The sequence below is a fragment of the Bacillus sp. z33 genome (genome assembly GCF_058313615.1).
In genome coordinates this window covers 357,250-379,402 of the sequence record NZ_JBZFQN010000003.1, presented here as the reverse complement: position 1 = coordinate 379,402, position 22,153 = coordinate 357,250, and the positions used below count along the sequence as shown (strand labels likewise).

Here is a 22,153-nt window from a genome sequence, read left to right as displayed (position 1 = left end):
CCCTCTTTAAAGCATTCCTTTTGTCGAAGGAATTCCTTTTACTCTTGAATCATGTGAGGTCGCTTCATCCAAGGCACGGCCAAGCGCTTTAAAAATTGCTTCCACAATATGATGGGAGTTTCGGCCATAATGCACAATGACATGAAGATTCATCTTCGCCTCAATCGCAAGCTTCCATAAAAATTCGTGTACCAATTCCGTATCAAAGGCTCCAATCATAGGTGCCGGAATGTCTGCTCTAAATTCAAGATGAGGACGATTACTTAAGTCAACAACGACCTGTGCCAGCGCTTCATCCATCGGTACAAATGCATTTCCGTATCGCTTAATTCCTCTTTTATCTCCAAGAGCTTGACTCAGAGCCTGTCCTAAACAAATACCGATATCCTCTGTCGTATGATGCCCATCCACTTCGATATCGCCATCAGCGTCAACACGCAGGTCGAAGTGGCCATGTTTGGCAAACAGGTCCAACATATGTGAGAGAAAGGGTATGCCGGTTGAAAGCTCTGTCTTGCCTTCACCGTCAAGACCAAAAGCTAGCCTGATATTCGTTTCATTTGTTTTTCTTTCTATTTCTGCTGCTCGTTTCATTGACCTTCCTCCTTTAGAATGAATCTTGACTCAATGGCCCGTGCATGAGCCTCCAATCCTTCCAATCTGGCAAAAGCAGCAATCTTGGTAGCATTGGCTTCAAAATCTTGTTGACTGTACATAATTAAGCTCGTTTTCTTTTGAAAATCATCCACATTTAAAGGACTTGAAAAACGGGCTGTTCCGTTTGTAGGAAGCACGTGGTTGGGACCTGCAAAATAATCGCCAACCGGTTCGGAACTATATTTACCGATAAAAATAGCACCTGCATGCCGAATCGCACCCGCCACATTCATCGCATCCGCTGTTTGAATTTCTAAATGTTCGGGGGCCAATTCATTCACAGCCTCAATGGCCTCATTCATTGTGTTTGCCACGTAAATACCGCCAAAATTGTTCCAGGAAGCGAGGGCAATTTCTTTGCGCGGCAATAAGAGTAATTGTCTCTCCACTTCGGCTTTAACCTTACGCGCCAATGTGTGGCTCGTTGTAATCAGCACACTGCATGCCCGTTCATCATGTTCAGCCTGTGATAGCAAATCAGCTGCAACATGGCTAGCCTCCGCCGTTTCATCGGCAAGTACCGTTATTTCACTTGGGCCGGCTATCATATCAATATCTACATCGCCATATACTTCCCTTTTGGCCAGAGCAACATAAATATTGCCGGGACCCGTAATTTTATCTACTTTTCCAATAGATTCAGTTCCGTAAGCAAGGGCACCAATTGCTTGGGCTCCACCTACTTTATAAATCTCTGTGATACCTGCTATGCGGGCTGCAGCAAGCACGGAATCAGGCAATTTCCCTTCCTGCCCAGGTGGTGAAACCATCACAATCCGCTTTACACCTGCTACTTTTGCTGGAATAGCGTTCATTAACACCGAAGATGGATAGGCAGCTGTACCGCCTGGAACATAGATGCCGACCGAATCAAGCGGTGTGCGCCTTAATCCAAGCATAGTCCCAGTAACAGACATATCAATCCATGAATTTTGCACTTGTTTTTCATGATAGCTTCGTAGATTAGCAGCAGCTTCAGTCATGATTGAAATCATCTCAGGCGGCAGACCGGCGATTGCCAGTTCAATTTCATCTTTTGTCACTCTAAGAGAATCCAATTCTGCATGATCAAACTTTTTGGTGTAGGAAAATAAAGCCTGATCTCCCAGATCATTTACATCCTGTAAGATTTGCCGAACTACTTGCCTTTGAGCATCACTTCCGCCATCTACCGTTCGTTTCAGCGATATTCCGTTCGTCAATGATTTTATTTCCATGCTTTTACCCCTCCAGTTATTCTTTGGGCTGCAAAACTGTTCCCAATCGAGTGACCATCTCAGCAATCACTTTCTCCTTCATTCGATAACTGACCGGATTGGCAATAAATCTTGAGGTTACATCTTGAATAATGGCATACTCTACCAGACCATTTTCGCGCAAGGTTTGTCCGGTCGACACAATATCGACGATTCGATCAGCAAGACCAATCATAGGTGCCAGCTCGATTGAACCATTTAACTTAATAATTTCCACCTGTTCACCCTGTTCGCGGAAATATTGCGAAGCGATGTTGGGGTATTTACTGGCAATCTTAGGAGCAACCTTGCTCATCTCCGTATTCGGCAGACCTGCCACTGCTAAATAGCAGTCGCTGATCTTTAAATCAAGCAATTCGTATACGTCACGCGCTTCTTCCATAAGTACGTCTTTTCCGGCAATACCCACATCAGCCACACCATACTCCACATAGGTTGGAACATCCATCGGCTTTGCCAGGATAAAGCGGAGATTTTCATTTTTTACATTGATAATCAGCTTTCTTGTATCGTCAAAGTCAGAAGGAATCTGGTAATCTGCCTTTCTAAGTAATTCCACGGCTTCATCCAATATTCGTCCTTTGGGCATAGCAATCGTTAATGGGTCCATTATCCTTCCTCCTCCGATCCATCGATTATGTCAATCATAAACTCAATATTCGAAAAATTATCCGTAAACTTATTTACATCTTTCAATCCATTCACATTTTGCAATACGACTCGTTGACCGGATTTTCTCATCCTCGCAGCCGTTTTCATCGCCCTTAATTGCTGGGAAGGATGATAAATGATACAAATGGGTTCTTCTTCCATTATCACTGAGTCAACCGTTTCCAGGATGCGATCTAATCGCAAACCGAATCCTGTAGCAGGAGCGTCCGTTCCAAACTGTTTATATAGCTCGTTATATCGCCCACCATTTCCAATTGGAAAGCCTACATTCTCCCCAAAAACTTCGAACAAAATACCGGTATAGTAGTCCATATGGCTAACAAGTGATAAATCGTACGTAATCATTTCAGCCTGATCGTTTAATTGGAGAATATCGGCTAGTTTTTTCAGCTCCTGTACAGCACGCTGACCCATTGGACGGTCTGTTAGTTCTTCAGCCAATTCCAGAATCTCATCTCCTCCTTTTAAATCAAGGAATCGATACAAGATTTCTCGTTCCTTTAAGGAAATCGGCATTTGATTGACATACTCCCTGAAGCCTACATAATTTTTCTCAAACAGAAATTTTCTCATTACTCCTGCCGTTTCTTCACAGCCTCCAAAATGGAGAAGTAAATCCTGTACAAATCCAATATGGCCAATCGTAATATGATAGCGTTCCAATCCCGCAGATTTTAATACAGAGGATAGCAGAGAAAGCACTTCAGCATCTGCTGACAATGTCCTATCCCCAACTAATTCAATCCCAAATTGCTCAAATTCAGCCGGACGTCCGCCTTCCTTCTCCTGAGCTCTGAACACATTTGCGCTATAGGCAAGCCTCATGGGATTACCTTCCTTTAGCAAATGGGAAGAGGCAACCCTGGCAATAGGCGAAGTCATATCAGGACGCAATACTAAACTATGACCATCTTTATCTAATAACTTGAATAATTGAAGGTCGCGAATAGCTGATACCTTCCCAACAGTCTCATAATATTCAAGTGATGAAGTTTCTAAAAAACGATATCCGTATTGGATGGTTTCGTCCATCATTCTTTGTTTGATTGAATGCTTTAATTTAAATAAATCCGGCAATGTGTCACGCATTCCCAGTGGCTTTTCAAACATAAATAGATTTGGCATATATAACAGTCCTTTATCGTAATTTTTCCAAATACTTTAGTTCGCTAATATGCTAATAAGATGAAGTTAGGTTAAAGTGTATCGCTCCTTCCAAAAATTTTCAAGTCATTTGGATGGTATGCTCCATGTTTGCGTCAATAGTCCTAGAGGAGCAGGTAGTAAAAAAACCCCACTCACAAAGGAACGGGGTTACTCTATTGATGAAAGAACGTATCTTCTTGTATTCTTTTTTGCATTTCTTCAGCACTGTAGATGACTTTCATTGGATTACCTCCTACAAAAGCCCCTGCCGGAACATCCTTATGGACAAGTGTACCAGCCGAAACAATCGCACCATTCCCTATTTCAATTCCAGGCAGTAAGGTGGAATTAGCTCCAATCAGTACTTCGTCGCCAATGATTACATTCCCTAAACGATATTCGTTTATTAAGTATTCATGAGCCAAAATGGTTGTATTATACCCAATCACCGTGTTACGTCCAACCGAAATTTTTTCAGGAAACATGACATCGAGCATGACCATCAAGGCGAAGGATGTCTTGTTACCTACCTTCATCCCCAGGAAATTCCGATAAAGCCAATTCTTCATGCCCAGAAACGGCGTATACCTGGCAAGCTGTATAACAACAAAATTCCGAACAACCTTCCAAAAGGGAACTGTCTTATATACATACCATAGGGAATTGCCATCCCCTTTTACCGGATAACGTGTTGTTCTTCTCATTGCTTTAAGATCGTTAAGAGATCACGCATATTTTCAAGCATATAATCCGGATTAAATTGCTCGAGATATTCTCTTCCCTTGATCGTCCAGGCAACTCCAGCTGTCTTCGTTCCCGCATTTTTCCCTGCCAAAATATCATGACTATTATCCCCAACCATGATCGTTTCTGCTGGTACTGAACCAATCATGTCCAATGCCAACAGAATTGGCTCCGGATCGGGCTTTGGCATTTTAACGTCATCAAGTGTCACAACCACATCAAAGAAAGTGTCAAGGCGACTTTTAACCAAGCCCATTTTTACCGCATTACGCATCTTCGTTGTCACGATACCGACTTTATAGCCACTTTTTTTAAGCAAATCAATCGTGTCATACACACCTTCATACTCACGAACAAGTAAGTCATGATTAGCAAAATTATGTTCGCGGTAAAAGGCCATCATCTCATCTTTACGCTCAGGATCCAGGCCGCCAAATGTTTCAGCCAGGGATGGCCCTATAAATGGATAGACATCTTCCCGAGAATATTGACCAGGATAATAATGATCAAATGTATGTAAAAAGGAAGCAATAATTAATTCATTCGTATCAATTAATGTCCCATCTAAATCAAATAGTAATGTTGTGATTTTCTGCTCCACTCTGTTCTTCCTTCCTTTTTCTTAATTCTACTTTGTTCCAAACATACGCAATGATAACGGCTAATAAAATGGCTGTCACTAGACGGATTAGCAGCAACGGCAGAACCGGTACGCCTAGAGGGATAAAAATAACCGTATCTTCAACCACCGCATGACAGGCAATCAAAAATATAAAAGCAATCGTGATGTCTTTTTTACTAACACCATCCTCACGGACTGCATCAAGCATAACGCCTGCCCCGTAAGCCAGACCAATCACAAGGCCCGCTACCAATGTCATGGATGTGTTTTCTTTCATCCCTAGCATTCTTGTGACTGGCTTCATCCAATTTGAGAATTTGTTCAGCCAATTCAAGTCCTTCATAATCTGGATAACTAACATCAACGGAATGACAATAATCGCCAGCTTGATGGTTCCATAAGCTGCTTTTTCCAGGGCCATCAACAAAATCGGGAGTAACCCGGAAACCGCTTCTTCATTACCGCTGATGCCATAATAAATTCTCTCTGAACCGCCCTGCCAAAACAAGTGAATGGCAAATGCCGAAAATAAAGCGAGCCCTATTCGGGTAAGAAGAACCACCCATAGTTTAACACCCACCTTTAAAGCAACACCGGTTTCAATGAAAAGATTATGGGAAAAAGAAAGCATAACGGCAATGATAAAGACTTCCTTAACAGTTAAAGAATCCAAAGCCAAAATACCGCCAATTCCGGCATACAGGTTTAAAAAGTTCCCCAGTACCAATGGAATCGCTGCATCCCCGGGAAGTCCAATCAACTCCATAACAGGGCTTATCAAATGAATAATCCAGGGCAATATCGGTGTATATTGAAGAATGGTTATAAAAAACGTGACAGGAAAGATAATTTTCCCGAGCATCCAAGTGGTTCGTAAGCCCGCCAATAAACCTTTTGATACAGTCTCTTTTTTCAAACATCCCACCCCTTAGTTGTTCTCGATGGACAACTTGCAGATAAGTGAATTTCTAAAGATGCGGTTCATTAGCCATCAGTATTATAGATCTAAATATTTTTTCTCGGAATAACCCATTTTCCGTCTCAGGATAAACAGAATGATTCCCCCAATAATAAGGGTTAAAGACATAATTTGTGCCATCCGTAAATCGCCAAATAGCATGAGGCTATCCGTTCTCAATCCTTCAATAAAGAAGCGTCCGATTGAATACCATATAACATAAGTCAGGAACATTTCACCCTGACGTAAATTAACTCTTCGCAGCAGAAGCAATATACCAAAACCAATGATATTCCACAGGGATTCGTACAAGAATGTTGGATGATGGTAGGCTCCCTGAATATACATTTGATCAATGATAAAGTCCGGGAGCATTAAATTCTCAAGAAACTGACGGCTGACTTCTCCGCCAAATGCTTCCTGATTAATGAAATTCCCCCATCTTCCAATCGCCTGCCCGAGGATAAGAGACGGAGCTGCGATATCAGCCATTTTCCAGAAGGAGATATTTCTGGAACGAGCGAAGACAATGGTTGTAATAACTGCCCCAATTAAGGCCCCATGAATAGCTATTCCGCCATTCCATATTTTATAAATATCACTGAGGTGATCTTTATAATAGGACCACTCAAAAATCACATAATATATACGTGCACTAATAATAGAAATCGGGACTGCATAGATCAGAAGGTCAACAAATAAGTCTTTGTCCAATCCGCGGCGTTCAGACTCACGCATGGCAAGCCATAGCCCAAGGAAAACACCCGCCCCAATAATAATTCCATACCAGTAGATCTGTATGGAACCGATATGTATGGCAACACGATCAATCGTATTCATTTATCCTTACACCTACTCCAATTATTTTTCGTTTCCAATAGCTTCATTTAATTTTTCTGTAAATTGCTGAGCAGTATTTACTCCCATTCGTTTCAGACGGAAATTCATGGCCGCTACTTCAATGATAACCGCAATATTACGGCCTGGACGAACAGGTATATTCATCCGTGTAATATCCGTATCAATAATCCGGACTTTTTCTTCTTCCAAGCCCAGTCTGTCATAATTTTTTTGCTGATCCCATATCTCCAAATTAATGACAAGGGAAATTCTTTTGTGACTCCTGACTGCACCCGCACCAAAGAGAGTCATAACATTGATGATACCTACGCCTCTTATTTCTAAAAGATGTTCAATTAATTCAGGCGAATTTCCGACTAAAGTATCGTCATCTTCCTGACGAATTTCCACACAGTCATCGGCAACTAGACGATGGCCTCTTTTTACAAGTTCAAGGGCAGTTTCACTTTTTCCGACGCCGCTTTTTCCGGTAATCATGACACCAACACCATATATATCAACCAAAACGCCATGAACAGCAGTTGTCGGAGCCAGCTTGCTTTCAAGAAAATTAGTCAATCGACTGGAAAATCTGGTTGTTTTCATGGTTGTTCGCAAAACTGGAACAGATACTGCTTCAGAAGCCATCAGCAGCTCCTTGGGCACCTCTAAACCACGCGTTATAACAATACATGGCGTAATATCACTGCATAGCATTTGCATTCTTGAAGTTCTTTCTCCACTGGCTAACTTAGAAAAAAAGGATAGCTCAGTCATCCCAAGGATTTGAATACGATCAGCCGGGTAATAATCAAAATATCCAGCAATTTCTAAACCAGGTCTGGAAAGATCGCTCGTTGTGATGGGTCTATTTATGCCTTCCTCACCACAAATCAATTCAAGCTGGAATTCCTTAATGAGGTCGATTGTTCTTACTTTTGCCAAAAATTTCACTCCCTGAATTATTGATAATAATGTGCCTTCATTTTAACATTATTTCCTACATAACCATACAATAACAATAATATAATTCTGGTTTTTCTAAAAAATTATAGTACGATTAGGTTAAGTACAACTAGCCTGGGAGTTGAATGAAAATGTCACTATTAATACAGCATGCAACGATATACCAAGAGAACGCTATCCTCCAAAATGGGTATATACTAATAAAAAATAATCAAATCAGTGAAGTTGGCTTTATGGAAAATTCACCACAACACGCTGATGAAGTCCTCAATTTAAAAGAGGGGCAAATTGTTTTACCTGGCTTTATTGATATCCATATTCATGGAGTCGCTGGAGCTGATGCGATGGACGGTACAGAAGAAGCATTGCGCGTAATGGTTAATGAGCTTCCCAAAGAGGGAACCACATCTTTTTTAGCCACAACAATGACTCAAAGCCCATCCAATATCAATAATGCATTACAAGCGATTCATCGCTTTAAGGATAATGGGAATCCTACTGGAGAAACAGAATTGCTGGGGGTACATTTAGAGGGTCCCTTCATAAGTCCATCAAAAGCAGGGGCACAGCCATTACATCACATAATCGACCCTCAAGTGAATTTATTTTCGGAGTGGAATGAAACATCAGGGCATGCGATTAAACTTGTCACTCTTGCACCTGAACAGCCTGGTTCAAGCGAATTAATCGAGCACCTGCACAAATCCGCCATTATTTGTTCCCTCGGTCATACAAACGCTACCTATCATCAAGCAACAGAAGCCATTGAACAGGGAGTTTCACACGCTACACACCTATTTAATCAAATGACCGGATTGCACCATCGTGATGTTGGTGCTGCTGGAGCAGCCCTACTGCATGAACAGGTATATACGGAAATGATTGCAGACGGGATACATGTATCACCTGAAATGGTTAAACTTGCCATCCAAGTTAAAGGCCTGGAGAAGACAATCCTAATTACAGATGCTATGCGGGCAAAAGGAATGGCCGATGGACAATATGAATTGGGTGGACAAGAAGTAACGGTTAAGGGCAGCGAAGCACGTCTCGCAGATGGTACGTTGGCAGGCAGTATTCTCAAAATGAACGAGGCGATTAAAAATGTATGTGATTTTACAGGATATACACTGCAACAAGTTGTCCAGATGGCATCTGCCAATCCAGCCAAACAGCTGAAAATATACGATCGAAAAGGAAGCATTGCCGTTGGAAAGGATGCAGATCTTGTTATCCTAAACCCAAATTTTGATGTATCCGCTACAATCTGCCGTGGCAAAATAGCTTATAGAGGTGAATAAGAATGACTCAAACAAACATGAAAGTAATAAAAGTGGACAACTATGAAGAGTTAAGCCACCTGGCTTCAGAAATAGTTATCGGAAAAATAAAACAAAAACCGAATGCGGTGCTTGGTCTCGCTACTGGAAGCACCCCGCTTGGTCTCTATAAAAATCTGATTGAGGACCATCAAAAAAACGGGACAAGCTATCAACACATCCACTCTGTAAATTTAGATGAATATATTGGACTTTCAAAAGATAATCCAAATAGCTATCACTCCTATATGTTGCAAAATTTATTTCAATATCTCGATATCCCCTATAATCATATTCATCTGCCGCATGGGGAATCAGATGATTTCATCAAGGAATGCGAGCGATATGAAAATATTATTGAAGAACTTGGCCATGTAGATTTACAAATACTCGGAATTGGAGGAAATGGCCATATCGGTTTTAACGAACCCGGGACCTCGTTTACGAGTAAAACACATATCATTGATCTAAAAGAAAGTACGCGTCAGGCTAATGCCCGCTTTTTCAATCATATTGATGATGTTCCAAAACAAGCCATTACGATGGGGATTTCTACTATTTTGAAAAGCAAAGAGATCGTATTATTAGCTTCCGGTGAAGCAAAAGCTGAAGCAACTTACAAACTGATTAAAGGTGATGTAACGGAACAATTGCCTGCAAGTGCTCTAAAGAATCATCCAGCTGTAACCGTAATTGTGGACCAAGCAGCCGCTTCCTTGCTTGTTTAACTTCCACTAACTTCTTGTAATAGGGAGGAAATTTAACTCTTGATAACGGGAACCTTTCCCTATTCTCATGGTATTAGTGACGAACTTCTTATTCGTTAAGAAAAACCGAAGTCTATGAACACAAAAATCATGCACCTTTTTAACAATAAATAGCCCTAAAATGGTCCATTTAGATAGCTTGTCTCATATTATGCTAGTAAAGGACAAGGGGGCATCCAATGTTGAAGATTATGATTGATGCGGGCCACGGCTATAAAACACCAGGAAAATCATCTCCGGATGGCATGGAAGAATATGAGTTTAATCGCGCTGTAGCCCAATATGTAAAAGATTTATTAACCGACTATCAGGCAAATACCTTTTTCGCCCATTCAGACTTAACCGATGTCCCACTAGCGGATAGAACCAAGCAGGCCAATTCAGTCGGTGCAAATTTATATCTATCGATCCATGCCAACGCTGCCGGAAACGGTGGATGGCATGAAGCAGAGGGAATTGAAACATATATTGATACATCCAAGCCTGCAGAAGCCTTCTCATTGGCTTCAAAAATCCAAAAGAAATTGATTGCTTCAACTGGCTTACATAATCGGGGAGTGAAAACAGCAGATTTTCATGTGTTACGCGAAACCAAGATGACAGCTGTGCTCGTTGAATGCGGATTTATGACAAATAAAAATGAAAGCAAGCTGCTTAAAACCGAATACTACCGTAAAATATGTGCAAAAGCGATAGCTGAAGCCATTATTTCTCACTATTCAATAAAAAAGAAAGCACTTCTTCCTGCCAAACAATCGGATCAGGAAAAAACACTTTACAAGGTTCAGCTTGGAGCCTTTGTGGACAGGCAGCATGCAACAAATTTAGCTGCACAGCTAAAGCGACTTGGGTTTGACACTACCATCATTGCCGAAAAACAAGAATAAAAAAACCTGAAGCCTCATAGGGGTTACCTAGAGGCTTCAGGTTCTTTTTTATTCCATTACACTTTCCATCACAGTATTGACTAATGAAAGAATAATGGATACCAGGAAGGTTAGCCAGAAACCATTGATATCAAATGCGCTTCCCATTGCTGCATCTGTAATCTTCAACACGATTGTATTGATAAAAAGCAGAAATATCCCCAGTGTAATAATCGTTATAGGTAGCGTTAAGATGGTTACAATCGGTTTGACAATAACATTAAAGATAGATAACACAATGGCTGCAAGAATTGCCGCACCAAATCCACTCACATAAACGCCTTCAAATACCTGTGTCAGCAATACAAAAACCACTGCATTGATAAGTATTTTTACAATCCAATTCATACATCTATCTCCTCCTATTCTTCTCTAGGCATAATATAACTAAGAATTGTGTAAGGAATAATCAGCAAAAAACTGGTTGGGATGAGCCCGATTACAAATAGGATACGCAAAAGAGTTGATTTAATACCAAAATATTGTGCAAGCCCTCCAAGAACACCCAATAACATCTTATCTGATCTTAAACGGACAAATTGCTTTTTTTCTTTCAAAACATCCGGCAGCTCCTTTAATTTTCTACTTATTGATTAATGTTTGATTTTAATATTTCCGGCTCTTGATTCAGCCAGAATATGAATAGATTGCTCATATTCGCCTTCAGATTGGAAACGCAGCATCTTTTGAACTACATCACTTTTTTCCTCAATAACATGAATCCCCTTGAGGTCAATATTAAAACTGCCCAGATTAGATTTTAACTCTCCATTACAGCCAGTGTTTGCAGGAATTTGAAGATTAATGCTTCCTGCTGACGCCTTAGCTCGGATGGTTTCTCCATATCGGCCGGTTTGTTCACATTGAATGCTTCCATTAATCGTTTGCAGATCTCCTTTTCGGAATCCACCCTGGATTTGAATCGCCCCATTTATCGTTTCAACTTCCAATTCGCCAACATCAAATCCTTTAATATTTACAACACCATTAACCGTTTCAAATTCTGCTTCCCGTGCATTAAAATCAGAAAACTGGATTTGCCCGTTGCCTGTTTTGGTCTTAATCGTATCAACTTTAACATTTTCTCCGACAATCGTTCCATTAAATAAACGTATTTTCAATTCCTCATAGCGTGAATTCGGCACTCGAATAATCGCCTGTAATTTGATCGATTTATCCTGCACAGCAAATCGGAGTCTACCATCTTCTAATGAATAGGTTACTTCTTTAAGAAATTTTTTCCTTGCTTCTTCCGTATCATCAGTTCTGTACACTTTAGCATGACATTCAATCGTGATTTCTTGCTTATCCCACGGGAGGAATTTCACACTGCCGTTCGCCAAATCTACATCTATTTTTCGTAAAGGTGCATGATCCTGATGATAAATATGCTCAATCTCTACAGCAGAGCCAAAATTTAAGTCAAAATCTACATCTTTAATTTTTTTCACTACATCATCTACGATTCCCAATAATTTATCCATAGTAGAGGAAGATTTTTTGGATTGAGTTCCCTTATTTTCCGAGTGATCTGAATTCGCAACTGTTGCTAATTCACTGGTCTCGGTCTTCTGTTCAGCTTCTTTAATAAGCTTATCTTTCTTCTCTATCTGCTCAAGCAATAAGAGCGCTTCATCTGCGTTAAGCAATCCTTCTTTTACCATTTCCAAAATGCGTTTTTTCTCTTGATTCATTAAGACCAGCTCCCTTTACATGGTATGTACCTGTTAACCTTTTAAAAATTTTAATACCTAGATGACATTCCAAATCCAGTACGATAACGAATTAATCCGAAGAGAACATAGCAAGTATAGCTGCGATAGGCAAAGATCCTTAACTTCTAATTAGAAATATGCTGAGTTAAAAATACAAAAAATACACTATTGCCTATGACGAAAGGAAATAAATTTGAAAACAAAGCCTACTTTAGCATGTCTTTTAAACTCAAGATCCTACCCAGTAAAAAAACAACCTTCGTAAGATGAGAAAAGGCTGATATAGCAAATAAGCAGCTTTCATAGATACGAGCACTTCTCCTATTCATACGTATAGAAAAAAAGAAAGTTTCTATAATTCAAGAAATACATAACTCGATTCATACATAGTTGGTCTAAAATTAGTACCCGGAAGAGATACATAGGCATCAACCAGGCAAACTAGTGCATAAGCTGTGGTCTTGATCCTTTTTAGCAGAATGCAGGATATGGGGAAAAAGCAAGCCGTCTATCGGGAGGCTTGCTTTTCCAATACTTTATTCTTCATGCGGTCTCGGTCACGTTCGAGTATAGGTTTTAAATATTTACCTGTATAGGATTCAGGTGTCTCTGCAATGACTTCCGGTGTACCGGTAGCCAGAATGGTTCCACCTTTTTCTCCGCCCTCCGGACCAAGATCGATTAAATAATCGGCCGCTTTAATGACATCTAAATTATGCTCAATCACAAGTACTGTATCACCATTATCAACCAGGCGCTGCAACACGACTAACAGACGCGAAATATCATCGACATGCAGCCCTGTTGTCGGCTCATCCAAAATATACAGAGATCGGCCATTGGAACGGCGGTGCAGCTCACTGGCAAGCTTCACGCGCTGCGCTTCTCCACCAGATAATGTCGTTGCTGGCTGCCCCATCTTAATATAGCCCAGCCCAACATCATAAATCGTTTGTATTTTCCGCTTGATCTTTGGATGGTTCTCAAAAAACTGAAGTGCTTCCTCTACGGTCATATCTAAAATATCAGAAATGTTCTTCCCTTTATAGGTTACTTCCAAAGTTTCCCGATTATACCGTTTTCCGTGGCAAATTTCACAAGGAACATAAACATCCGGCAGGAAATGCATTTCTATTCTTATAATGCCATCTCCGCGGCATGCTTCACATCGTCCGCCTTTAATATTAAAACTGAAGCGGCCTTTCTTATATCCACGGACTTTTGCTTCATTTGTGGATGCAAACACATCCCGGATATCATCGAATACACCTGTATAGGTCGCCGGATTGGAACGTGGTGTTCGCCCGATAGGGGATTGGTCGATATCAATCACTTTCTCCAGTTCTTCCACACCTTTTATCTCACGGAACTTTCCAGGTCTCGCTTTTGCCCTGTTCAGCTTTTGAGCCAATGCTTTATGAAGGATCTCATTCACCAATGTACTCTTCCCTGAACCGGAAACACCCGTAACGGCTACAAATGTTCCAAGCGGAAAGGATACATTTACATTTTTAAGGTTATTTTCTTTAGCACCCTTGATTTCCAGTAATCGTCCATCACCCTGTCTGCGTTCCAAAGGAAGTGGAATGAATTTTTCACCGGATAAATATTGGCCGGTTAACGAATTGGCATCAGCAATCACTTCTTCAGGAGTTCCCACTGATACAATCTCACCGCCGTGCGCACCGGCACCGGGACCGACATCTATTAAATAATCCGCTGCCAGCATCGTATCCTCATCATGTTCAACGACAATGAGCGTATTCCCAATATCACGCATACTTTTCAGTGTAGAAATCAAGCGATCATTATCACGTTGATGAAGACCAATGGAAGGTTCATCCAGAATGTATAAAACACCTGTTAATCGCGAGCCAATCTGTGTAGCGAGTCTGATCCGCTGCGCTTCTCCTCCGGACAAAGTGCCTGCTGTCCGGTTTAATGTCAGATACTCCAAGCCAACATTAATCAAAAAGCCCATTCTTTCTTTTATTTCTCGGAAAATCAAACGCGCGATACTCATATCTTTCTCGGATAGCTTCAAATTTCCAAAGAACTCGTTAGCGTCCTGGATTGAAAGCGCCGTTATCTCTCCAATATGATGTCCGTCAACCAAAACGGCCATGCTTTCCTTCTTCAGGCGATATCCTTTGCAGGTCGGACATGGCTGCTCCGCCATATATTTTTCCATTTGATCGCGTATATAATCGGAATTTGTTTCTTTGAACCGGCGTTCTACATTAGCCAAAACACCTTCAAACTCCACTCTGTTTTCCCGTATTTGGCCGAAATCATTCTCGTAACGGAAATAAATCTTCTCCCCCTTGGAGCCCTTCAGAATTTTATTTAGTTGGCTTTCCGGCAATTGAGAGACAGGTATATCCATATCTATGCCATAGTGATCAGCAACACATTCAAGCAATTTTGGATAATATTGCGAACTGGTTGGTTCCCATGGAGCAATTGCATGCTCTCTCAATGTTAATTCAGGGTTGGGAATAACAGCATCGGGATCCACTTTTACTTTATGGCCCAGCCCATCACATGTAGGGCAGGCTCCAAATGGACTATTGAATGAAAACATACGCGGTTCCAATTCTCCGATTGAAAAGCCGCAATATGGACAGGCATGATGCTCACTGAAAAGCAATTCTTCCTCGCCAATCACATCAATAAGGACCTTTCCGTCACCTAAACGAAGCGCAGACTCAAGAGAATCAGCTATACGAGCATTGATTCCCTCTTTCACGACAACCCGGTCAATGACTACTTCGATGGTATGTTTCTTATTTTTATCCAAACGTATATCATCATCCAGGTCATACATTTCCCCATTTACACGGACACGAACATACCCTTGCTTTTTAATATCTTCAAGCATTTTAACGTGGGTTCCTTTTCGGCCTGACACGATAGGAGCAAGAATCTGCATTTTTGTTCGTTCAGGATAAGACATAATTCTGTCGACCATTTGTTCAATGGTCTGGGAGGTAATTTCAATTCCATGTACAGGGCATACCGGTTTACCTACTCTTGCATACAGTAAACGCATATAATCATAAATTTCTGTCACCGTTGCTACCGTCGAGCGCGGATTACGGCTGGTCGTTTTTTGGTCAATGGATATCGCCGGAGATAATCCTTCGATTAAATCAACATCCGGTTTATCCATTTGTCCAAGGAACTGGCGCGCATAGGCGGAAAGTGATTCCACATAACGGCGCTGCCCTTCTGCATAGATTGTGTCAAAAGCCAGGGAGGACTTCCCGGAACCGGATAAACCGGTCAGCACAACCAGTTTATCGCGGGGGATTGTCACATCAATATCTTTCAGATTATTGGTCCTGGCCCCTTTTATTACAATTTTATCAAGTGCCATCCTATGTTCATCCTTCCACTTTCAACTCTAAAATTAGATCTCTAAGTTCAGCAGCCCGTTCAAAATCAAGTGCTTTGGCTGCTTCTTTCATTTCTTTTTCCATATTAGCTATTACTTTTTGGCGTTCTTTCTTGGACAGTTTCTCAAATTTATTTGCAGCTTTCTCTTCTTCGCCATCATCCGTTATATGAGTGGCTCGAATGATATCACGGATATCCTTCTGAATCGTCTTAGGAACGATGCCATGTTCCCTGTTGTACTCTTCCTGAATGGCACGGCGTCGTTTCGTTTCTGAAATCGCGATTTCCATGGAATTCGTCATTTTATCTGCATACAAAATAACATGACCGTTTGAATTACGAGCTGCCCGTCCGACCGTTTGAATGAGTGATCGTTCGGAACGCAGGAAACCTTCCTTATCCGCATCAAGAATCGCTACAAGTGAGACCTCTGGAATATCAATCCCTTCACGCAGCAGATTAATTCCAATCAACACATCATATTTTCCAAGACGCAGGTCTCTGATAATCTCAATCCGTTCCAGTGTTTTAATCTCTGAATGCAAATATTGAACCTTGATACCCAGTTCTTTTAAATAATCAGTTAAATCCTCAGACATTTTCTTAGTCAGTGTAGTAATCAGGACACGCTCATTCTTTGTGATTCTCTCGTTGATTTCCCCTAATAGGTCATCAATTTGACCTTCAATCGGACGAACGTCAATAGTTGGATCCAACAGCCCTGTTGGACGAATAATTTGCTGAACCATTTCGGGTGAATGCTCTTGTTCATAAGGTCCCGGTGTAGCAGATACATAGACAATTTGGTTGACATGTTCTTCAAACTCCTGAAATTGCAAAGGCCGGTTATCCATTGCCGATGGCAGTCGGAAACCGTGATTAACAAGCACCTCTTTACGGGCGCGGTCTCCATTATACATTCCGCGAACCTGCGGGATTGTAACATGGGACTCATCAATCACCATTAAGAAATCCTTAGGGAAATAGTCAATAAGGGTGTAGGGGGTAGAACCCGGCGGCCTCAATGTCAGATGACGGGAGTAGTTCTCAATCCCTGAACAAAAGCCCATTTCTCTCATCATTTCAAGATCATAGCGCGTTCTTTGTTCCAAGCGCTGTGCTTCGAGAAGTTTGCCTTCACCTCTTAAAAAAGTAAGCTGCTCTTCCAATTCTTTCTCGATATTTTGAATGGCGATTTTCATTTTTTCTTCTCGTGTAACGAAGTGGGATGCCGGGAAGATAGCTACATGGTCTCTTTCTCCAATAATTTCACCAGTCAATGCATCGACTTCTCTGATCCGGTCCACTTCATCGCCAAAAAATTCAACGCGTACACAGTGCTCATCTTTTGAAACAGGGAAAATCTCTACTACATCTCCTCTTACCCGAAATGCCCCGCGTTGAAAATTAATATCATTTCGTTCATATTGTATATCAACCAGTTTACGCAACAGCTGGTTCCGTTCCAGTTCCATGCCTTTTCGAATGGATAAAACCATTTCCCCATATTCTTCTGGAGAACCCAAGCCGTAAATACAGGAGACACTGGCAATAATAATGACATCCTTCCGTTCAAATAATGCGGATGTCGCAGAGTGCCGCAGTTTATCGATTTCATCATTAATGCTGGCGTCCTTCTCTATAAAGGTATCAGTCTGAGGGACATACGCTTCAGGTTGATAATAATCATAGTAACTGACAAAGTACTCCACGGCATTATTCGGGAAGAATTCTTTGAATTCACTGTACAGCTGTCCGGCAAGCGTCTTATTATGAGCAATGATAAGAGTGGGCTTATTAATCTCTTTAATCACGTTCGAAATCGTGAACGTTTTTCCTGTTCCTGTAGCGCCAAGCAGCGTTTGATGCTTAACGCCATTATTAATTCCATTCACCAGCTCTTTAATTGCGGCTGGCTGGTCTCCTTGAGGAGTATACTTGGAAACCAATTCGAATTGTTTACTCACACAAAAGCCCCCTTCATCATTTCTATCTCAATTCTCGTTTTATTGGATAACAATATTTTACCACAACCACCTATAATCAAACCAACAAAAAGCGAACAAATATTCCCCTTTTTTATCCTCATGTAGTATCATTTATGCCCATCCTACAAAAAAATAAAAGAGTCTCCCTTAATAATACGGAAGACTCAGTCTCTCATTTATGCACTTTTAGGTGTTCTTTTTATCATACGCTGGGAATACCAATACCCAGCCGTTAATGAAAATGCATCAATTATAATCAGAGGCCATGATGATGTATAGCCTTTATACGCTGAAGCAGCAATCAGAGCAACTGTTAAACACAAACCGACTATACAGCTATAGGTCACTCTTGAAAAAAGAACAACTAATAATCCTGGAGCTAAAAGAGCTATTAAAATCTTCATCTATGGTCTCACCTACTTCCTCTGGAATAACACTTTCTATTTCCGATTATTCTATCCAGCTACAAATATATTACATTTCTTTTGATTAATCCAGTAAGAAACCCAGGTTTTTCTATCTAGCCCGGATTGCCACCTGTATAACCGAAGACGCATAGGGACTTAGTAACAAAAGTTGAAATTTATACCAAAATTAGGTTTCGATAACCAGATCTAAAGGAATCTATATAGAAGTAGTTACCAATTAAATAGGAGGGGAAATATGAAAATTAAAAAATGGTTATCCTTCTCTACCGCTGCTTTAGTAGGGATTGCTTTAACAGCATGCTCGGATACCGAAGAAACCTCTACCGATAAGAAAGAATCCAACAAAAAGGTAGTCGAAATTACATATGCCAGAGGAGCCGATACAACCGGCAGTACCGAAAAACTAATCGAGGCGTTCCAGAAAAAGCATCCCAACATCAAAGTAAACTACCAAGAAATGCCAAACAGTTCAACCCAACAGCATGACCAATATGTAACCACGTTCAGTAGTAAAAGCACTGAAATTGATGTATTTGATGCAGATGTCGTTTGGCCGGCAGAATTCGCCCAGGCAAACTACGCTATGGAATTAGACCGTTTTATTGACCAAGATAAAATTAATCTTGATGATTATTTCGCTGGTACGGTCGAAGCAGGAAAATTTGAGGGCAAGCAATGGGCTATGCCAAAATACTCTGATGCGGGCATTCTCTTTTATCGAACAGACCTAATTAAGGAAGCTCCGAAAACATGGGATGAGCTAATTGAAATGGCTAAAGAAGGAAACGGCAAAGAAGGAACCAGCTCAGGCTTTGTCTTTCAAGCTAAACAATATGAAGGTATTGTAGTTAACGCCATGGAATTCATTGCTGCGTACGGAGGGAAAATTATTGATGAAAACAATGAAGTCGTAATTAATAGTCCGGAGGCCAAAAAAGGTCTGAGTAAAATGATCGAAATCGCCAATGCGGATTTCATGCCAAATAATATTTTAACCTTCACTGAGACCGAAACAGAGTCTGCTTTTAATGAAGGGCAAACCGTCTTTGCACGGAATTGGCCCTATATGGCTAAGACAGCTGCTGATAAAGCTACATCAAAGGTAGCCGACAACTTTGCATTCACCTCACTGCCTGCCGGTGATTCTGGCTCTGCTTCGACACTTGGAGGCTATATGGCCATGATTAACCGTTATACAGATCATCCAAAAGAGGCATGGGAATTTGTAAAATTCATGACAGGTGAAGAGGGACAAAAGATTTCAGCTACGGAAGGCGGACGCGCTCCTACCATAAAAGCATTGTATGAGGACAAGGAAATCCAGGAGGCAGCCCCTGTTTTCAAAGAAAAATCTTTTGTAGAAACATTGGAAAATGCCGTGCCAAGACCTGTTACTCCTAACTATCAAAAAATATCAGATATCCTTCAAATTGAAATTTCCAAAGCATTGACCAAAGACATCACAGTCGATCAAGCCATTGAAAATATGGAATCAAAAATGAAGGCTGCACTGAATGAATAGAATACCAGTCTGATAGGTAACGCCAATGGGAGGAGATGGGCACAAAAAGCTTATCTCCTGTTTTTTAGCTCTGGAAAATCTCAGCCTGAAAGGAGTAATGATATGAAAAAGAAATTTTCCCTATCCGAACGGCAATTAGGGTATGCCATGATTATTCCCTCTCTTATTCTCATCGCTATTGTCGTGCTTTATCCAATAGCCATGTCCTTTTGGAACAGCATGTTTGATTATCGATTAAATAATCCAGCTAAATCGGTACGAATGTTATCTGCTCAGATTGACCTTGAAAGATATGCAAATGATTATTATTTTCTCCAAAAGAACCTTGACGAATTGGAGAGCGACAACTCTAGCCGGTGGGCTCAAACAATCGAAAAAAACCACACGAAATTATTAAAAGAGTCGGATATTAAAAAGAAATACGAATATGTGGAAGAAAAGGTAGCAAACTTTGAACCCATTAAAGAGAAAGATGAAAAATATGCAAAGATTGATAAGAATACAGCGGAAGCCTATCAAAAAGATTTAGCCTCTATATCCTCTGAATTAAAATCAATTAAAGGAGATCAGGCAGAATTCGCCAAGGAAACGGCAGCATTGTCTTCCTCAGTTTCTGAATCCATTCTGAAGGAGAACTTCGTTGGTTTAAGTAATTACGGGAAATACCTCTCGGATGGGCGAATGTGGAAATCCTTATCCAATACTCTCATTTTCACCGTTGTGACTGTTTTTTTTGAATTGGTGTTGGGACTGGCGATTGCCTTGTTAATCAATCGGGCATTCTTCGGCAGGGGGATTGTCAGAGCCGTTGTTTTAATTCCCTGGGCGATTCCGACAGCTGTATCAGCGATGATGTGGATGTTTCTTTATGATGGCCAATCCGGTATCATCGCCCACTTGTTTGAAGAGCTTCATCTTATATCAAATGCAGGAGACTTATTGAGTACAGGCGTGGGTGCAATGGCCTCCGTTATCTTAACAGATATATGGAAAACGACTCCCTACATGGCTTTACTGCTATTAGCCGGTTTGCAAACGATTCCGGGGGATATCTACGAGGCCGCTTCAGTTGATGGAGCAAGCAAGTGGTATCAATTCAGAAGAATAACATTGCCTTTATTAAAATCCAGTATTCTAGTAGCCTTATTATTCCGTACATTAGATGCATTCAGGGTATTTGACCTCATTTTCGTCTTAACAGGAGGCGGTCCTGCGAATTCAACAGAAGTCATTACCATTTATGCGTATAAAACTCTATTCGCCCAACAGAATTTTGGTGAAGGCTCCGTCCTTTCAATCATCGTATTTGTTTCAGTGGCGTTGATCAGCCTGATTTACATTAAATTTATTGGTTCTGATCTTTTTGGAGATCGCATAAAAGGAAAGGGGGAAAATTAAATGAAGCATGCAAAAAAGATACTTTTCTATTTATTAATTGCTCTCTTCATTTTTATTGTCATGTTCCCATTTCTATGGGTCTTTCTTACATCCTTAAAAGAACCGGGAGAAATTTTCGCCTCCTATAAATGGTGGTCCAAAAACCCTTCCCTTAACTCCTATGAATCTGCCTTAACTTCAAGGCCGCTTCTCGTTTATATGAAAAATAGTTTAATAGTTTCCTCCGTTACCACCATTATTGCGATTGCGTTTGCATCCTTTGCCGCTTATGCGTTAACACGTTTACCGATTAAAGGAAAGGGTATAATATTTGCTGTAATACTAGCATCATCGATGTTTCCGCATATCGCAATTATTTCACCAATCTATAACTTTGTAACGGCTTTTAATTTACGTAACACGTATACAGGATTGGTGATTCCCTATATTACATTTAGTTTGCCTTTGGCTATTTGGCTTTTATCTACATTCTTCCAGAAGATACCAAAGGACCTTGAAGAATCAGCTAAAATGGATGGTGCTACACCGTTTCAGACATTCAGAAAAATTATTTTTCCACTGGCTGCACCAGGTGTGTTTACGACAGCCATCCTTGTATTTATCGCAGCATGGAACGAATATTTATTTGCCTTAACAATTAATTCAAAAGAAGCAGCACGAACTGTACCGGTAGGGATATCCCTTTATCAAAGTGACTATACCATTCCATGGGGTGATATTACAGCAGCTACTGTCATCGTCACGATCCCAATTGTCATATTGGTGTTAATTTTCCAAAGAAAAATCGTGTCTGGATTGACATCAGGATCAGTGAAGGGATAACACTCTTG

21 protein-coding genes are annotated in these 22,153 nt (G+C 40.8%); 6 read left to right on the top strand and 15 right to left on the bottom strand.

The features are described 5' to 3' along the window. Positions 1-6: 6 nt before the first annotated feature. The 9 genes from hisB to hprK form a co-directional block, all read right to left on the bottom strand. Positions 7-594 carry an imidazoleglycerol-phosphate dehydratase HisB gene (gene hisB, locus AC4G3L_RS13595; RefSeq protein ID WP_491077522.1) on the bottom strand — a complete coding sequence of 196 codons (588 nt, stop codon included), beginning with the start codon at positions 592-594 and terminating at the stop codon, positions 7-9. Further along, entirely contained in the window at positions 591-1,874 is a 1,284-nt protein-coding gene (gene hisD, locus AC4G3L_RS13590; protein ID WP_491077521.1) for a histidinol dehydrogenase, read from the bottom strand. The genes hisB and hisD overlap by 4 nt, the downstream gene beginning before the upstream one ends. 16 nt (positions 1,875-1,890) lie before the next feature. Continuing rightward, on the bottom strand, positions 1,891-2,523 hold the full coding sequence (gene hisG, locus AC4G3L_RS13585; protein WP_491077520.1) for an ATP phosphoribosyltransferase: 633 nt from the start codon (positions 2,521-2,523) through the stop codon (positions 1,891-1,893). Beyond that, positions 2,523-3,710: an ATP phosphoribosyltransferase regulatory subunit gene (locus AC4G3L_RS13580; RefSeq protein ID WP_491077519.1), complete on the bottom strand. Its 1,188-nt coding sequence runs from the start codon at positions 3,708-3,710 to the stop codon at positions 2,523-2,525. The genes hisG and AC4G3L_RS13580 overlap by 1 nt, the downstream gene beginning before the upstream one ends. A gap of 194 nt (positions 3,711-3,904) precedes the next feature. Continuing rightward, positions 3,905-4,435 (bottom strand): acyltransferase, encoded by a 531-nt coding sequence (locus AC4G3L_RS13575; protein ID WP_491077518.1) that lies wholly within the window; start codon positions 4,433-4,435, stop codon positions 3,905-3,907. Beyond that, entirely contained in the window at positions 4,432-5,076 is a 645-nt protein-coding gene (gene ppaX / locus AC4G3L_RS13570) for a pyrophosphatase PpaX (RefSeq protein WP_491077517.1), read from the bottom strand. The genes AC4G3L_RS13575 and ppaX overlap by 4 nt, the downstream gene beginning before the upstream one ends. Continuing rightward, complete coding sequence (locus AC4G3L_RS13565) at positions 5,045-6,013, bottom strand: nucleoside recognition domain-containing protein (protein ID WP_491077516.1); 969 nt, start codon at positions 6,011-6,013, stop codon at positions 5,045-5,047. Before AC4G3L_RS13565 ends, ppaX begins: the two co-directional genes overlap by 32 nt. Before the next feature lie 81 nt (positions 6,014-6,094). Then, positions 6,095-6,895, bottom strand: a complete 801-nt coding sequence (gene lgt, locus AC4G3L_RS13560) for a prolipoprotein diacylglyceryl transferase (protein WP_491077515.1) — start codon at positions 6,893-6,895, stop codon at positions 6,095-6,097. Between the two features lie 21 nt (positions 6,896-6,916). After that, entirely contained in the window at positions 6,917-7,840 is a 924-nt protein-coding gene (gene hprK, locus AC4G3L_RS13555) for an HPr(Ser) kinase/phosphatase (RefSeq protein ID WP_491077514.1), read from the bottom strand. A gap of 146 nt (positions 7,841-7,986) precedes the next feature. On the opposite strand from hprK, the gene nagA reads away from it, so the two are divergent. The 3 genes from nagA (at position 7,987) to AC4G3L_RS13540 (ending at position 10,834) form a co-directional block, all read left to right on the top strand. After that, positions 7,987-9,162 carry an N-acetylglucosamine-6-phosphate deacetylase gene (nagA, locus tag AC4G3L_RS13550; RefSeq protein WP_491077513.1) on the top strand — a complete coding sequence of 392 codons (1,176 nt, stop codon included), beginning with the start codon at positions 7,987-7,989 and terminating at the stop codon, positions 9,160-9,162. Positions 9,163-9,179: 17 nt separating this feature from the next. Beyond that, positions 9,180-9,908 carry a glucosamine-6-phosphate deaminase gene (gene nagB / locus AC4G3L_RS13545; protein WP_491077730.1) on the top strand — a complete coding sequence of 243 codons (729 nt, stop codon included), beginning with the start codon at positions 9,180-9,182 and terminating at the stop codon, positions 9,906-9,908. Between the two features lie 218 nt (positions 9,909-10,126). Next, complete coding sequence (locus AC4G3L_RS13540) at positions 10,127-10,834, top strand: N-acetylmuramoyl-L-alanine amidase (protein ID WP_491077512.1); 708 nt, start codon at positions 10,127-10,129, stop codon at positions 10,832-10,834. Between the two features lie 48 nt (positions 10,835-10,882). Here the strand turns inward: AC4G3L_RS13540 and AC4G3L_RS13535 are convergent, their stop codons facing one another. The 6 genes from AC4G3L_RS13535 to AC4G3L_RS13510 form a co-directional block, all read right to left on the bottom strand. After that, positions 10,883-11,221, bottom strand: coding sequence for a phage holin family protein (locus AC4G3L_RS13535; protein ID WP_491077511.1), 339 nt, complete (start codon positions 11,219-11,221; stop codon positions 10,883-10,885). Between the two features lie 14 nt (positions 11,222-11,235). Beyond that, on the bottom strand, positions 11,236-11,430 hold the full coding sequence (locus tag AC4G3L_RS13530; RefSeq protein WP_491077510.1) for a PspC domain-containing protein: 195 nt from the start codon (positions 11,428-11,430) through the stop codon (positions 11,236-11,238). A 36-nt stretch (positions 11,431-11,466) separates the two neighbouring features. After that, the gene (locus AC4G3L_RS13525; protein WP_491077509.1) at positions 11,467-12,567 is read right to left on the bottom strand and encodes a DUF4097 family beta strand repeat-containing protein; all 1,101 of its coding nucleotides are present in this window, start codon (positions 12,565-12,567) and stop codon (positions 11,467-11,469) included. Between the two features lie 529 nt (positions 12,568-13,096). After that, positions 13,097-15,967, bottom strand: a complete 2,871-nt coding sequence (gene uvrA / locus AC4G3L_RS13520) for an excinuclease ABC subunit UvrA (RefSeq protein WP_491077508.1) — start codon at positions 15,965-15,967, stop codon at positions 13,097-13,099. A 7-nt stretch (positions 15,968-15,974) separates the two neighbouring features. Continuing rightward, positions 15,975-17,954 carry an excinuclease ABC subunit UvrB gene (gene uvrB, locus AC4G3L_RS13515; RefSeq protein ID WP_491077507.1) on the bottom strand — a complete coding sequence of 660 codons (1,980 nt, stop codon included), beginning with the start codon at positions 17,952-17,954 and terminating at the stop codon, positions 15,975-15,977. A 197-nt stretch (positions 17,955-18,151) separates the two neighbouring features. Beyond that, positions 18,152-18,379 carry a CsbA family protein gene (locus AC4G3L_RS13510; RefSeq protein ID WP_066106119.1) on the bottom strand — a complete coding sequence of 76 codons (228 nt, stop codon included), beginning with the start codon at positions 18,377-18,379 and terminating at the stop codon, positions 18,152-18,154. A gap of 259 nt (positions 18,380-18,638) precedes the next feature. On the opposite strand from AC4G3L_RS13510, the gene AC4G3L_RS13505 reads away from it, so the two are divergent. The 3 genes from AC4G3L_RS13505 to AC4G3L_RS13495 all read left to right on the top strand — a co-directional run bounded on the left by AC4G3L_RS13505 (position 18,639) and on the right by AC4G3L_RS13495 (position 22,145). Then, positions 18,639-19,925, top strand: a complete 1,287-nt coding sequence (locus AC4G3L_RS13505; protein WP_491077506.1) for an ABC transporter substrate-binding protein — start codon at positions 18,639-18,641, stop codon at positions 19,923-19,925. Positions 19,926-20,027: 102 nt separating this feature from the next. Continuing rightward, the gene (locus AC4G3L_RS13500) at positions 20,028-21,323 is read left to right on the top strand and encodes a carbohydrate ABC transporter permease (protein WP_491077505.1); all 1,296 of its coding nucleotides are present in this window, start codon (positions 20,028-20,030) and stop codon (positions 21,321-21,323) included. Continuing rightward, complete coding sequence (locus AC4G3L_RS13495; protein ID WP_491077504.1) at positions 21,324-22,145, top strand: carbohydrate ABC transporter permease; 822 nt, start codon at positions 21,324-21,326, stop codon at positions 22,143-22,145. The last annotated feature ends 8 nt before the right edge of the window (positions 22,146-22,153 follow it).

Bases quoted from the DNA above. Each gene is read 5' to 3' on its own strand.
- hisB (WP_491077522.1), bottom strand. From the start codon at position 594: ATGAAACGAGCAGCAGAAATAGAAAGAAAAACAAATGAAACGAATATC.
- hisD (WP_491077521.1), bottom strand. From the start codon at position 1,874: ATGGAAATAAAATCATTGACGAACGGAATATCGCTGAAACGAACGGTA.
- hisG (WP_491077520.1), bottom strand. From the start codon at position 2,523: ATGGACCCATTAACGATTGCTATGCCCAAAGGACGAATATTGGATGAA.
- AC4G3L_RS13580 (WP_491077519.1), bottom strand. From the start codon at position 3,710: ATGCCAAATCTATTTATGTTTGAAAAGCCACTGGGAATGCGTGACACA.
- AC4G3L_RS13575 (WP_491077518.1), bottom strand. From the start codon at position 4,435: ATGAGAAGAACAACACGTTATCCGGTAAAAGGGGATGGCAATTCCCTA.
- lgt (WP_491077515.1), bottom strand. From the start codon at position 6,895: ATGAATACGATTGATCGTGTTGCCATACATATCGGTTCCATACAGATC.
- nagA (WP_491077513.1), top strand. From the start codon at position 7,987: ATGAAAATGTCACTATTAATACAGCATGCAACGATATACCAAGAGAAC.
- nagB (WP_491077730.1), top strand. From the start codon at position 9,180: ATGAAAGTAATAAAAGTGGACAACTATGAAGAGTTAAGCCACCTGGCT.
- AC4G3L_RS13540 (WP_491077512.1), top strand. From the start codon at position 10,127: ATGTTGAAGATTATGATTGATGCGGGCCACGGCTATAAAACACCAGGA.
- AC4G3L_RS13535 (WP_491077511.1), bottom strand. From the start codon at position 11,221: ATGAATTGGATTGTAAAAATACTTATCAATGCAGTGGTTTTTGTATTG.
- AC4G3L_RS13525 (WP_491077509.1), bottom strand. From the start codon at position 12,567: ATGAATCAAGAGAAAAAACGCATTTTGGAAATGGTAAAAGAAGGATTG.
- uvrA (WP_491077508.1), bottom strand. From the start codon at position 15,967: ATGGCACTTGATAAAATTGTAATAAAAGGGGCCAGGACCAATAATCTG.
- AC4G3L_RS13510 (WP_066106119.1), bottom strand. From the start codon at position 18,379: ATGAAGATTTTAATAGCTCTTTTAGCTCCAGGATTATTAGTTGTTCTT.
- AC4G3L_RS13505 (WP_491077506.1), top strand. From the start codon at position 18,639: ATGAAAATTAAAAAATGGTTATCCTTCTCTACCGCTGCTTTAGTAGGG.
- AC4G3L_RS13500 (WP_491077505.1), top strand. From the start codon at position 20,028: ATGAAAAAGAAATTTTCCCTATCCGAACGGCAATTAGGGTATGCCATG.
- AC4G3L_RS13495 (WP_491077504.1), top strand. From the start codon at position 21,324: ATGAAGCATGCAAAAAAGATACTTTTCTATTTATTAATTGCTCTCTTC.